Here is an 11,258-nt window from a genome sequence, read left to right as displayed (position 1 = left end):
CGGAGGCCCGGGACGAATCGATCGATGAGTCAAAAATCAGGCGCCGCGCACTTTACTGAAAAGCAGGGCCACTACCTGGCCTTCATCTATACCTACTCGTACATGTTCGGACGGCCGCCTGCCGAAACCGATATGCAGCGCCACTTCGGCGTCAGCCCGCCCTCAGTCCATCAGATGATTGTCACGCTCGAACGCAACGGCCTCATTCGCCGTCAAGCCGGTGCCCCCAGAAGCATCGAAATCCTCGTGCCACCAGAAAACTTGCCGATCCTAGATTGGCTCGGTATCAAACCGTCAAAACCACTGTGACGAGCCACTAGTCATGTTGTCCTTGAAGACCTGCACGGCGGCGGCCATCGCACCGATCTCGTCGGAGCGTTCGGCGCCGGGAATTGCCTCGGCAACCTCACCCTCGGCAAGCCGCGACATCCGCGTGGTCAGGCTGACGATCGGAGCACAGACCCGGCGGCGCACCGTCACCACGAGACCGATGCTCGCGATCAGCACGGCGGCAAGGCCCGCCAGCGCAATACTGAAGCTCATGCGGGCGGTGGAGGAGGCATTGGCGAGGATCTGTTCGGCGTTGTCATAGAAGGCATCGCGGACGTCGATGACCGCACCGAGGCCGCGCTGCGAGGCGGCGTAAAAGGCTTCGACGTCGTGCTCGTATTTGCCGCTGACGGCACCGTCCTTGGCGAGCTTGAGCTCGCGGCCAAATTCCTCGACATAGACCGAGTTCAGCTTTTCCAGCGCGGCGGCGACATTGGCGGACGTTGCCGGATTGCCGCGCAACTCCATCAGCGACATCACGAGCTGGTCGTTGCGGCCCTGCGCGCGGCTGACTTCGGCCTTCTCGGCCTCGGTCGCCACCTTCTTCCCGCCGACGAGAATCTTGTGCACGCTGGAATTGAAGCCGCCGATATCGCGCAACGTCATGGCGATGTTGGCGTAGCTGGCCTGGCGGTAGGCATCCCCGTTCAGGATCGCCATGCGGCGGACCTGCTCGTTGAGAAGGGCGGTGACGCCGCCGTTCAGCACGGCATTATCGGTGACGACCTTCTTGGCGGCGTCCTTGCGCGCCTCCGCAGGTCCCGCGATTGCCTTGTCTATGGTCTCGCGCAGCGCCGTGAATTTCGAGTTGATGCCGTCGATATTGCTGCCGATGGCATTGCCGTCGTCGAAGGAGCCGGGCAACTCCTTGCGCAGCGTCGTCATCTTCTCGCGTGCGCCGTCGGTCTGCTTGCGCAGCCTGTCCTGCTCGGTGAGCTGCGCCGGATCGACGGTCGCGGGGCCATAGAGGATGTTGGTGGAGAAGCCGCGCTCGGGATTGAGATAGCGCGGGATGTCGCCGACGGCGCGGACGATCGCGAGCCGGCCCTGCGCTTCCGCGATCCGGTCCATCGTCTGGTATTTCGTGACGGCGACGTAGACGGCGAGGCCGCCGCCGACGGTCGACAAGGAGACGATGGCGGTGGTCAGAAGCGTTCCGATTTTCATGGGCAGCCCGGCGATCGATTCTTGGGAGAATTATTTTCCACCAACTGTAGGTTGCTCCCGTTAATCCCGGGTTTACGCTGCCCGGCCGGCGGACGGGTCACCCGGGTGCCCGGTCGAGCCTCGCAAGAATCTCCAGCGTCGCGCCATCGCGCTCGCCATCGAAATACTTTGCGATCGCCTGGCCGAAGATCGGCGCGTCCGACACCGCGCCGAACAGCGTCATCGACGAGCGGAATTTGGCATCGTCCGGCGCGCCGAGAATCGCGTTGATGGTGCGCCCCTCGACCGCGAGCACGAACCCCGTGCATTCGGTAAGGCGGGAGCCAAGGATGGGGTGGGCGAGGTAGGCTTTTGCCTCCTCGCGCGAGTTGATGGCGTAGCGCTGCGACATGGCGCTGAAGCCGAGGCCCGCCACTTGCGGGAAGACGAACCACATCCAGTGGCTCTGCTTGCGGCCCCGGGACAGCTCCGCCAGGACGTCGCGATAAACCGGGTCCTGGGCCCGGATAAAACGCTCTAGGTCGAAAGGATCGGTCATTGGATACCTCGTCGGCCGCGATTATGCCTAACTTTTGGATCCTGATATGGTAGCTGGTATAGAGTCTCCGGGTGGGGTTGGGCACCCCCGGGGGTCGATTTGGGGATCTGATGGTTTCCGACGCCGCACGAGCCGAGAGGCTATTGTCGCGCCGCCGTATTGGGCGAGCCGAGACAATCATGCTGTCTCTCGCTGCGATCGCACTCTCGGTCGGCGCCGCTGCCTGGATCGCGGACATCGGCGATTCGACCCCGCTCGTCTCCGCTTCGCTGCCGCCCGCCGACCTGCCGCCCGCCAATATGCCGTCGTTCAACGAGCGCTTCACCTCGCTTTCCGGCGACCAGCCTGCGCGCGACCTTGGTCTGCGCCCGCTGGAGCGCTCGGCCCTGAATGCGGTCCAGCTCAAGCTCCGTGACGCCAAGGCGCTGCTCGCCCAGCAGCTCCAGGGCGGCGACTGGCGCTCGACCCTGACGGATGACGACAGAGCCGCCGCCGTCGCCGACGACACCAAGCCGGTGCAACGAGCCGACGGCGTGCCGATGCCGCGCTCGCGCCCGGTCCAGGCGGACTTCGCCGCCCAGGTCGCCTCCAGCCAAAGCTATGCCGACGCGACGCCCAAGGTCGACAACCGCAGCTTCTTCGAAAAGTTCACCGACAAGATCAAGCTGGCTTCGCTGACGCCCGACAGCGGCCTGTTCCGCAGGGGGCCCGATCTCGCCGCGCTCGGCTACGATTCGCGGACGGCGGTCTATGACATCTCGGCCAAGGCGCTCTACCTGCCGAGCGGAATCGCGCTGGAAGCCCATTCGGGCATGGGCGCTTTGATGGACGACCCTGATCATGTCGACCAGCGCATGGTCGGCGCGACCCCGCCGGCAACCTATGATCTGAAGCCGCGCGAAAAACTGTTCCATGGCGTCCGTGCGCTGCGCTTGACCCCCGCCGAAGGCACCAGCGCGCTTGGCCGTGTCGGCCTGCTCACCCACAGCTACATGCTCGGGCCGCGCGGCGACTCCAACGGCTGCGTCTCGATCAAGGACTATGATCGCTTCCTGAAGGCCTACGACAACGGCGAGTTCAACCGCCTGATCGTCGTGCCGAACCTCAAGGGGTCGGCGACCGCCTCGCAGCGCGCGACCACCGACTCCTGATATTTGCCTGCTACGGCAGGGCTGCCGTTTCCCCTTCGTTAAGCCGTTCTCGTCCAGAAGCAGCCCATGACTGATCCATCAAGCTCCGACACTCCGCTGCGCACGACGTTCAAGATTCGCCTGAACGGCAACACGCTGGCGATCGCGACCGTCGGCCAGGCCTATCAATTCCTCACCAATTACAGTTCCGTCGAATGGATGGAATTCCGCACGCTGCATGAGGACGCCGTCGCGGCGCTGGAAGGCGCAGCCGACCATGCGATGCTCGCGGTGCAGGCGACCAACGCCGTGCGCGCGCTGTTCGTCAGTGCAAAGCTGCTCTGAGCACCGGCACGTCTTAGTCCGGATGAAGCAAAATCCGGGACAGCCATGCAGATATTGGAAGCTTCCCGGGTTGGGCTGCGCTTCATCCGGGCTTCCTGTCACAGCTTGAACTCCGCTACAGGAACAGGCAAACGGTCCGCGAAGACCGTGATCCCAAGCCTGTCCATTTCAAACTGACCTAGAGGGAGAGACCCCACCATGAAACGCCGTACGTTCCTCAAGGGCGGCGCCGTAGCCGGCGCGGCGACGCTGGTTGCGGCGCCTGCGATTGCGCAGAGCATGCCCGAGATCAAGTGGCGCCTGACTTCGAGTTTCCCGAAGTCGCTCGACACCATCTACGGCACGGCGCAGACTTTTGCGAAATACGTCGCGGATGCGACCGACAACAAGTTTCAGATCCAGACCTTTGCGGCCGGCGAACTCGTGCCCGGCCTGCAGGCGCTCGATGCCGTGAGCTCGGCGACCGTCGAGATGGCGCAGACGCCGCTGTATTTCTACATCGGCAAGGAGCCGGCGCTGGCTTACGCGACCGGCGTGCCGTTCGGCATGAACCATCGCCACCAGGAATCCTGGTGGGCGTTCGGCGGTGGCGCCGAGCTGTGCAACGAGGCGCTGAAGCCGTTCAAGACGCGCGCCATCCTCTGCGGCAATTCCGGCACCCAGATGGGCGGCTGGTTTCGCAAGGAGATCAAGACGGTCGATGATCTGAAGGGCCTCAAATTTCGCATCGCCGGCATGGGCGGCCACGTGCTGGCGCGGCTCGGCATCGTCCCGCAGCAGCTCGCGGGCGGCGACGTCTATGCGGCGCTGGAGAAGGGCTCGATCGACGCCGCAGAATTCGTCGGTCCCTATGACGACGAGAAGCTCGGCTTCTACAAGGTCGCCAAGTATTATTACTTCCCCGGCTGGTGGGAAGGCGGCGCCATGCTGCACATGATCGTCAACGATGAGAAGTGGGAGTCGTTGCCGAAGCAATATCAGGCGATCCTCACTCAGGCGGGCTCTGCCGCCGGCGCCTGGATGCTCGAAAAATACGACAGCGTGAATCCGGCTGCGCTGAAACGGCTGGTTGCCAACGGTGCGGAGCTGAAGGCCTTTCCGCAGCCGGTCATGGAGGCCTGCTACGCGGCGACCCAGGATCATCTGAACGAGCTTGCCGGCAAGAGCGAGCTGTTCAAGCGGACGAAGGAAAGCCACGACGCGTATATGAAGGAGCTGCTCTTCTACACGCAGATCGCCGAAAACTATTACGACAACTATCTGCTCAGCAAGATGCGCAAGAGCGGCTAGGAGCTAGAGGAGGGCGCGGTGTTCTCGCCGCGCCCGCCCGGCGTCACATCGATGCAGCGCGCAGATGTGGCCCGATTGGCGTCTGCGTCATTTCCGAAACGTGCACTCCGTCATTGCGAGCGCAGCGAAGCAATCCAGAATCCCTCCGCGGAGACAGTCTGGATTGCTTCGCTGCGCTCGCAATGACGAGATTGGGCACACACGTCCCACAATCTCAGTGTCATCGCCCGCGTATGCGGGCGATCCAGTATCCCAGAGGCCGTGCGAGGACACTGAGACGCCGCGGCGTACTGGATGCCCCGGTCAAGCCGGGGCTGACGGCGTCCGCCCGCGGTCAAAGACCAGTCCATGTAACCCCACAGACATAATTAACCGGCCGTTAACCAAATCCGCCGCATCGTTAACCATTCAATAACAGGAACGAGTCGGCCGCCATGGAGGCAGCAGTAAAACCTCAACGCCAGATGGTACGCCTGCGCGGGCGGTCCTATGTGGCCTTCGTGTTCGTGCCGACGGTTCCAATCCAGGACTGGCTGCTGGAGATCGACGCCACGATCGCACGCTCACCGGGCTTCTTCGTCGGCCGGCCCGTGGTGGTCGACCTTTCCTCGGTCGATCTCAGCCAGTCCGGCATCAGCCATCTGCTCACAAGCCTCCAGGACCGCAACATCCGCGTGCTCGGCATTGAGGGCGTCGAGGAGGCGCGGCTGACGCCGGCCATGCCGCCGCTGCTTACGGGCGGACGCCACTGCGTCGTCGAGCCGAATGCGCCGAAGAAGGCCGAGACCAAGCAGACCAAGCAGCCGACCTCGCTACTGCTCGAAACGCCCGTCCGCTCCGGTCAGACCGTGATCTTCCCCGAAGGCGACATCACCATTCTCGGATCGGTCGGCTCCGGCGCCGAGGTCGTCGCAGGGGGGTCGATCCACGTCTACGGCGCCTTGCGCGGCCGCGCCATGGCGGGGGTCAACGGGCACACGAGCGCGCGCATCTATTGTCAGAAGATCGAGGCCGAACTGCTTGCAATTGATGGGTTTTACCAGACCGCGGACGACATCGACGCCGCCTTGCGCGGCAAGCCGGCGCAGGCCTGGCTGCAGGGAAATACCATGCGAATTACCGCACTGAACTGACCAGAAAAGGAGACATTTCAGATGAGTAAGGTACTGGTCGTGACATCAGGCAAGGGCGGGGTCGGCAAGACCACGACGACCGCCGCGCTGGGCGCTGCACTGGCGCAACGCGGCGACAAGGTCGTTGTCGTGGACTTCGACGTCGGCTTGCGCAACCTCGATCTCGTCATGGGCGCCGAACGCCGCGTCGTGTTCGACCTCATCAACGTGGTGCAGGGCGTTGCCAAACTGCCGCAAGCGCTGATCCGCGACAAGCGGCTGGAGAATCTCTGGCTGCTGCCGGCCTCGCAAACCCGCGACAAGGACGCGCTGACGGAGCAGGGCGTGGGCAACGTCATCGCGGACCTGCGCAGCCGCTTCGACTGGGTGATCTGCGACAGCCCGGCCGGCATCGAGCGTGGTGCCTCCATGGCGATGCGCTATGCCGACGAAGCGGTGATCGTCACCAATCCCGAGGTTTCCTCGGTGCGTGACTCCGACCGCATCATCGGCATGCTCGACTCCAAGACGGTGCGGGCCGAGAAGGGCGAGCGCGTCACGAAGCACATCCTGATCACGCGCTACGATTCCTCGCGCGCCTCGCGCGGCGAGATGCTCAGCATCGACGACATCCTCGAGATCCTGGCGACACCGCTGCTCGGCATCATCCCGGAGAGCCAGGACGTGCTGAAGGCGTCCAACGTCGGCACGCCCGTGACGCTCGCGAATACCGACGGCGCTCCGGCTCGTGCCTATATCGATGCGGCCAAGCGTCTCTGCGGCGAGACCGTGGCGATGCACGTCCCCGCCGAGCGCAGAGGTCTGATGGACCGCCTGCTGCGACGGAGGGCTGCATGAGCATGGGTCTCCTTCGGCTTCTCCGCGGCAGCAAGGCCTCTGCTCCCGTCGCGCGCGAACGGTTGCAGATCCTGCTTGCGCATGAGCGTGGACAGCGCGGCCAACCCGATCTTCTCGGCGTGCTGCGCGAAGAAATTCTCGCCGTCGTCTCGAAACACGTCACACTCGATCCGACCAAGGTGATCGTGCGGCTGGAGCGCGGTGACGAGGTGTCGACGCTTGAGGTCGACATCGAGGTACCCAACGACATTGAACGCAAACGGGTGGCGGTCGGATAGGGGATCCGGCCGGGGTCGTCTGACTTGGGGGTGGAAGAGAAGGCAGTCCGCCGGCAATGGCGGGCTGCCTTTGCGTGTGTGCAACCGGAGGCGGGCGGAACGAGACCGGGGACTCGATCGTTGTGAGGAACCCGTGGGACACGAGTGGTCGCCGCGGCTTCGTCAAACGGGAGAGCGCCCCATGATGCCCGAGGTCCAGGTTCATACTGTTGCGCGACAGATGCTGGAAAAGCACGGCTTCGCTGCGATTGCGAAGGCCGCCGAACAGGCGCAGGCTTGCGAGGGCCGCGGCGAGGCGGAGGAAGCCAAGGAATGGCGTCACATCGTCGATGCCATGAAGATCATGCGCGGGCCGCACCAGAGCTGAGGCGCGGAAACGGGGAGCGCGACTCAACGCTCCTCGCGATCGGTCCCCTGCGCCTGAGTACGGTGCTGGGTTTGTGCCTGTCCACGCTCGCCTGATTCCTTGCAGGGAAGCTGTTCCCACGATCCGTCCGGCGCCTGCTGATAGGCGCTGCAGGATGACGAGGCCGCCTTGTCCTCGCCCTTCTGGGCCTCGGAATTCCTCGCCAGCGCCGGCGCCATCAGCAGCGCGGCGGCGAGCGCGCCTGCCGCAACGGCATCAACAATCCGCATCAGGTTCCTCCAGTTCGAAGACGCCCCGATGCTGGCGAGGATTGTGACGATTGTTGGCCGAGACGGCGGTTCCGTAGCGGCTTGCTTAACGACGCTGGCGCGAACTGATCACTGCCCGGCTGGCTCGATGGCCATCTCGTTGCGGCGGGCGCCCCCATCCGGCGCTTCCGATGCGGATGATTTGCGGGCACGGCCCCTCGCGCGTTGTCCTCAGCTCGAAGGATTGGACGCGAAGGACGGGCCTGAGGTTCACAGCCAGCTCGGGCGGAGCCGGCGGCCTGCTAGTTCTTGCTGTGGATGAACCCGGCGAGGTTGGCCTTCTGGGCTTCGCACCAAGTGGTCATACCGAGGCGGCGCTGGTCGAGATCGGTCGCCTGGGTCGCCACCGCGACCTCCGCCATGAGGTCGTCGTCCTGCTTCTCGCCCATCTTGCCGCCGGTGTGCATGTAGGCGATCGCCTTGCGCACCTTCTCGGTGGTGCCGTCGGGAAGGTGCATCTGCTGTGCCTGTTGGACCAGGTCCTGATAGGCCACGTCCATGCCGGGACATTCGACCTTGGCCGCAAAGGCCTGCAAGACCTTCGTCACATAGACCGTCCGCGGTTCGGCTTGTGCCGGTGCAGCGATCAGCAACAGGCCCGCGAACAGAAAACCATAGCGCATCCTTGGTACCTCCCGATTTTCCGGGGAGGCTATCGTCCGCGGCGCCGATCTGCAATGGTGCAGGGGCGCAATTGTCGCGTCTCCGGGCGGTACGCTATCGTGACTATCATCCTGGCCACGGAGAGCGAGATGAGCCTATTGAGCACGCCGTTCGATCCCGCGCATGACACGGCACTCGTCACCGGCGCGGGCAACGGCATCGGCCGTGCGATCGCACTGGCCCTGGTCGGCGAGGGCGTGCGCACCGTGTTCGCCGATGTGAGCGCAGAGCGGGTCGAGGCGGCCATCGGCGCGAGCAGCAGACCGGATCTGACGGTGCCATGGGTCGGCGATCTCGCCGATCCAGGGGCATGCGATGCGCTCCTAGCCACCGCCAATGCGGCGCTCGGCGAGGTGACGCATCTCGTCCATAGTGCCTCTCCACCTCGGCGCGAGGCTGATCACGCGTTCGCCGTCGATCGTAAGACCTGGCAGGAGATGCACGCCGTTAATCTCGACGCTGGATTTCATCTGGCGCGCGAAATCGCCAAGCGTCTCATCGTTGCAGAACGGGTGGGTTCGTTTCTGTTCCTCACCTCGCTGCACGCGGACACACCGCGCAATCTGCCACATTATTCGACGGCGAAAGCAGCGATGGCGATGCTGGTGCGGGAGCTGGCCAAGAGCTTCGGCCGCTACAACATTCGCGTCAACGCGCTGGTGCCCGGCGCCATCGCGGCCGGCGGCTTCGTGGCCGATGCCTCGCTGGCCAGACACATTCCGCTCGGCCGTCTTGGTCAAGCCGAAGATCTCGCGCCGATGGCGCTGGCGGTGCTGTCGAACAAGGTGTCGGCTTACGTCACCGGTGCTGCCATCGTCGTCGATGGCGGGCTGTCGCTGACGAACTGGTTCGAGGCGCCCGTCCTGGACCCGTGAGCCTAGCGCTGCCAGGCCGGAACCGGATCGAGCGGCGTGCGATAGACCTCGTTGTGATCGCGATCGGTGACGCGCACCGAGCAGCCCTTCTTCTGGAGCTCGGGCTTCACCTGCGACAGCTCGCATGCCAACTGATCGGCGCGATCAGAGGCCACCTCGATATCCTCTAGGATGATGCCGCCCTGGTTCTTGAACTCTCCACCAACCACGAGGTCGAAATTGTAGTAGGGCATTTGAATTCCCCAGTGTGAATTCGCCAAGTGTCACGACACGTCTCAACCCACTTCGGATGATACCACTGAGTCGATCTTTCCCGAATGAATCGCGCGCGCAATCTCTGTGCTTATGGCGCAAAAATCATGTGCAGCATTCAAGTGCGTTAAGATTTTATTAAACATGTCGGCGCGATGATCACGCTATGGAATTGCAACAGAACCGGGCTCCGGGAACCGGCAGTTGCAAGAGAAGGCCGGCGGCATAGATCCCGACGGCCTTTTCTCTTTCGCTGGCGACCTCGGCATTTGGTCACCGTAGTCGTCCGGACTCAAACCATCACATCGACTCGGACAGCGTCGTGCACACACATGCACGCGACATGTCGTCGATGAGTCGCGCCTGTTGCGTTCAACGCACCGGCATCGGCGGACGCACGACAGGTCCGTCATCATCGGCGAGGGTCTGCGAAGATATCGGCGCAGCGGACGGCGGCGGAACCGCGACAGCCTGCGATGGCGGCGGAGGTGCGATCGGCGCCGGCGCATATGTCGGCACGTAGGCCGATGTCGCGACCGGCTTCGGCCTGCGCACGGGCGGAGGCGCTGGCCGTGCCGGCAGGGTGGAGACTCTCGCGCGCGGCGGCTCGACGGGCTTCGCTTCGACCGCCTTCGGCATCGCTGCCTTCGCCATCTCGCGGGCCATCTGCTCCTGTCCAGCCTTCAGTTCGGCGATGTTGCTCTTGAGCTGCTCGATCTGCCTGGCCATCGCGGCGAGATCGCGCGTCATCGTCTGCACCGATTGCGTTGCATCCGGTGCGGCTGCTGCAGTGGTATCCTGAGCCGCGGGCGGCGCCGCTTGAACAGCGGGTGGTGTCGCTTGAGACGCGGCGGGTGATGCTGGAGCAGGGGGCGGCGTTGCGGGCTGATCGGCGATCTGGTCCGCTGGCGCTTGGGGAACGGGTTGTGCGGCTTGCTCGGCGACTGGCGTCGTCTGAGGCGTCGCAGAGGTGAGCGAGGACGTCAGCGCCGGCACCCATTCGGCGATCATCTGTTTCGCGGTATCGCCGTGTTTCTCCCAGGCGACCGTGGCCGCAGCGCTGCCGGCGGCAAACAGGAATGTGACGAACGCGCCGCTGAGCCATTTGCGGATCGACGATCGCTTCCGTCTGCCAGGCAGATCGCCGGCAGCCGCACGAACCGCCGTATCGACGGAGGGCGCAACCGCCGGTGTCACGGAGGCCAGATTCATCTTGGACTCGGGACGGCTCGCAACCTCCGGCGCCTTCGCAACCTCTGGCGCCCGCGTAACCTCCGGCGCCAAGGCCGGTGCCTCGCTGTCAGGTCGCGAGGCAAAGATCACATCCGGCGAAATCTGCAGCGCGTCGTGCGGATCGTTGTCCTTCATCGTGTCCTTCACGATTTCATCGACGATTTGCTTGCTGTTCAGCGTCGCGAGCATCGCAGCTCCTTTGAACCCTTGTCGTTGAAGACTTGGTCGTCCGCATTTGCGCGAGCCGATCGATTGAACTGAGCCAGCCCACACCCCGACCCGCACGAGTCCAGCCGGGTTTGACCAAAGCAAGGCGGCGAGATGGAGACAGTGCGGCGCTTCCCCGCCGTTTGTGGTGATGGAACCCGGCCGCAAAAACACGCGGACGTGTTCCGCATTGCCTTGTTTTCTGCACGATTTGGGCAGCATCTAGAGCGGCTGGGGGTGCTGCTTTTCCGCTATGGGGCCGGCGGTGACAAAATCATTGATAGCTGTATTCGCTGTTGCCTTGC

Annotated in this window: 14 protein-coding genes and 1 pseudogene; 9 read left to right on the top strand and 6 right to left on the bottom strand. The window is 64.0% G+C overall.

Features of this window, described 5'->3' with window-relative positions; translation table 11 throughout:
• On the top strand, window positions 1-309 hold a 309-nt coding region (locus tag K289_RS0137310), incomplete at its 5' end, for a LexA family protein (protein WP_371260865.1).
• A gap of 12 nt (window positions 310-321) precedes the next feature.
• On the opposite strand, the pseudogene K289_RS46600 reads toward K289_RS0137310, so the two are convergent.
• Together K289_RS46600 and K289_RS0137300 are read right to left on the bottom strand one after the other, a co-directional pair.
• Window positions 322-1,497 (bottom strand): annotated as a pseudogene (locus K289_RS46600) (HAMP domain-containing protein); the annotation flags it as partial.
• 97 nt (window positions 1,498-1,594) lie between these two features.
• The gene (locus K289_RS0137300; RefSeq protein ID WP_027556068.1) at window positions 1,595-2,035 is read right to left on the bottom strand and encodes a DUF1810 domain-containing protein; all 441 of its coding nucleotides are present in this window, start codon (window positions 2,033-2,035) and stop codon (window positions 1,595-1,597) included.
• 179 nt (window positions 2,036-2,214) lie between these two features.
• Between K289_RS0137300 and K289_RS0137295 the strand changes: the two genes are divergently transcribed.
• The 7 genes from K289_RS0137295 (at window position 2,215) to K289_RS0137260 (ending at window position 7,415) form a co-directional block, all read left to right on the top strand.
• Entirely contained in the window at window positions 2,215-3,186 is a 972-nt protein-coding gene (locus K289_RS0137295) for a DUF2778 domain-containing protein (protein WP_035687354.1), read from the top strand.
• 66 nt (window positions 3,187-3,252) lie between these two features.
• The gene (locus K289_RS0137290; protein WP_027556066.1) at window positions 3,253-3,510 is read left to right on the top strand and encodes a hypothetical protein; all 258 of its coding nucleotides are present in this window, start codon (window positions 3,253-3,255) and stop codon (window positions 3,508-3,510) included.
• A 198-nt stretch (window positions 3,511-3,708) separates the two neighbouring features.
• Window positions 3,709-4,800, top strand: coding sequence for a TRAP transporter substrate-binding protein (locus K289_RS0137280; RefSeq protein ID WP_027556065.1), 1,092 nt, complete (start codon window positions 3,709-3,711; stop codon window positions 4,798-4,800).
• Window positions 4,801-5,234: 434 nt separating this feature from the next.
• On the top strand, window positions 5,235-5,933 hold the full coding sequence (minC, locus tag K289_RS0137275; protein WP_027556064.1) for a septum site-determining protein MinC: 699 nt from the start codon (window positions 5,235-5,237) through the stop codon (window positions 5,931-5,933).
• 21 nt (window positions 5,934-5,954) lie between these two features.
• Window positions 5,955-6,770, top strand: coding sequence for a septum site-determining protein MinD (minD, locus tag K289_RS0137270; protein WP_027556063.1), 816 nt, complete (start codon window positions 5,955-5,957; stop codon window positions 6,768-6,770).
• The gene (minE, locus tag K289_RS0137265; RefSeq protein WP_027556062.1) at window positions 6,767-7,048 is read left to right on the top strand and encodes a cell division topological specificity factor MinE; all 282 of its coding nucleotides are present in this window, start codon (window positions 6,767-6,769) and stop codon (window positions 7,046-7,048) included. Before minD ends, minE begins: the two co-directional genes overlap by 4 nt.
• Window positions 7,049-7,229: 181 nt before the next feature.
• Entirely contained in the window at window positions 7,230-7,415 is a 186-nt protein-coding gene (locus tag K289_RS0137260) for a hypothetical protein (RefSeq protein WP_027556061.1), read from the top strand.
• A 23-nt stretch (window positions 7,416-7,438) separates the two neighbouring features.
• Here the strand turns inward: K289_RS0137260 and K289_RS0137255 are convergent, their stop codons facing one another.
• Both K289_RS0137255 and K289_RS0137250 read right to left on the bottom strand, forming a co-directional pair.
• Window positions 7,439-7,684 carry a hypothetical protein gene (locus tag K289_RS0137255; protein ID WP_027556060.1) on the bottom strand — a complete coding sequence of 82 codons (246 nt, stop codon included), beginning with the start codon at window positions 7,682-7,684 and terminating at the stop codon, window positions 7,439-7,441.
• Between the two features lie 281 nt (window positions 7,685-7,965).
• Window positions 7,966-8,346 carry a hypothetical protein gene (locus tag K289_RS0137250; protein WP_027556059.1) on the bottom strand — a complete coding sequence of 127 codons (381 nt, stop codon included), beginning with the start codon at window positions 8,344-8,346 and terminating at the stop codon, window positions 7,966-7,968.
• Between the two features lie 129 nt (window positions 8,347-8,475).
• Between K289_RS0137250 and K289_RS0137245 the strand changes: the two genes are divergently transcribed.
• Window positions 8,476-9,261 carry an SDR family NAD(P)-dependent oxidoreductase gene (locus tag K289_RS0137245; protein WP_027556058.1) on the top strand — a complete coding sequence of 262 codons (786 nt, stop codon included), beginning with the start codon at window positions 8,476-8,478 and terminating at the stop codon, window positions 9,259-9,261.
• Window positions 9,262-9,263: 2 nt separating this feature from the next.
• On the opposite strand, the gene K289_RS0137240 is transcribed toward K289_RS0137245, so the two are convergent.
• Window positions 9,264-9,494 (bottom strand): hypothetical protein, encoded by a 231-nt coding sequence (locus tag K289_RS0137240; RefSeq protein WP_027556057.1) that lies wholly within the window; start codon window positions 9,492-9,494, stop codon window positions 9,264-9,266.
• 391 nt (window positions 9,495-9,885) lie between these two features.
• Window positions 9,886-10,935, bottom strand: coding sequence for a hypothetical protein (locus K289_RS0137235; RefSeq protein WP_027556056.1), 1,050 nt, complete (start codon window positions 10,933-10,935; stop codon window positions 9,886-9,888).
• Between the last annotated feature and the right edge of the window lie 323 nt (window positions 10,936-11,258).

This window comes from Bradyrhizobium sp. Cp5.3, assembly GCF_000426265.1.
Classification (GTDB): domain Bacteria; phylum Pseudomonadota; class Alphaproteobacteria; order Rhizobiales; family Xanthobacteraceae; genus Bradyrhizobium; species Bradyrhizobium neotropicale.
Note: the sequence above shows the minus strand (reverse complement) of the source record. Positions and strands in the feature narration are given on the sequence as shown.

What these genes read in the sequence shown, in the direction of transcription:
- K289_RS0137260 (WP_027556061.1), top strand. Translation starts at nt 7,230, where the DNA reads ATGATGCCCGAGGTCCAGGTTCATACTGTTGCGCGACAGATGCTGGAA.
- K289_RS0137240 (WP_027556057.1), bottom strand. Translation starts at nt 9,494, where the DNA reads ATGCCCTACTACAATTTCGACCTCGTGGTTGGTGGAGAGTTCAAGAAC.
- minD (WP_027556063.1), top strand. Translation starts at nt 5,955, where the DNA reads ATGAGTAAGGTACTGGTCGTGACATCAGGCAAGGGCGGGGTCGGCAAG.
- K289_RS0137255 (WP_027556060.1), bottom strand. Translation starts at nt 7,684, where the DNA reads ATGCGGATTGTTGATGCCGTTGCGGCAGGCGCGCTCGCCGCCGCGCTG.
- K289_RS0137295 (WP_035687354.1), top strand. Translation starts at nt 2,215, where the DNA reads ATGCTGTCTCTCGCTGCGATCGCACTCTCGGTCGGCGCCGCTGCCTGG.
- K289_RS0137245 (WP_027556058.1), top strand. Translation starts at nt 8,476, where the DNA reads ATGAGCCTATTGAGCACGCCGTTCGATCCCGCGCATGACACGGCACTC.
- K289_RS0137290 (WP_027556066.1), top strand. Translation starts at nt 3,253, where the DNA reads ATGACTGATCCATCAAGCTCCGACACTCCGCTGCGCACGACGTTCAAG.
- K289_RS0137250 (WP_027556059.1), bottom strand. Translation starts at nt 8,346, where the DNA reads ATGCGCTATGGTTTTCTGTTCGCGGGCCTGTTGCTGATCGCTGCACCG.
- K289_RS0137235 (WP_027556056.1), bottom strand. Translation starts at nt 10,935, where the DNA reads ATGCTCGCGACGCTGAACAGCAAGCAAATCGTCGATGAAATCGTGAAG.
- K289_RS0137300 (WP_027556068.1), bottom strand. Translation starts at nt 2,035, where the DNA reads ATGACCGATCCTTTCGACCTAGAGCGTTTTATCCGGGCCCAGGACCCG.
- minE (WP_027556062.1), top strand. Translation starts at nt 6,767, where the DNA reads ATGAGCATGGGTCTCCTTCGGCTTCTCCGCGGCAGCAAGGCCTCTGCT.
- K289_RS0137280 (WP_027556065.1), top strand. Translation starts at nt 3,709, where the DNA reads ATGAAACGCCGTACGTTCCTCAAGGGCGGCGCCGTAGCCGGCGCGGCG.
- minC (WP_027556064.1), top strand. Translation starts at nt 5,235, where the DNA reads ATGGAGGCAGCAGTAAAACCTCAACGCCAGATGGTACGCCTGCGCGGG.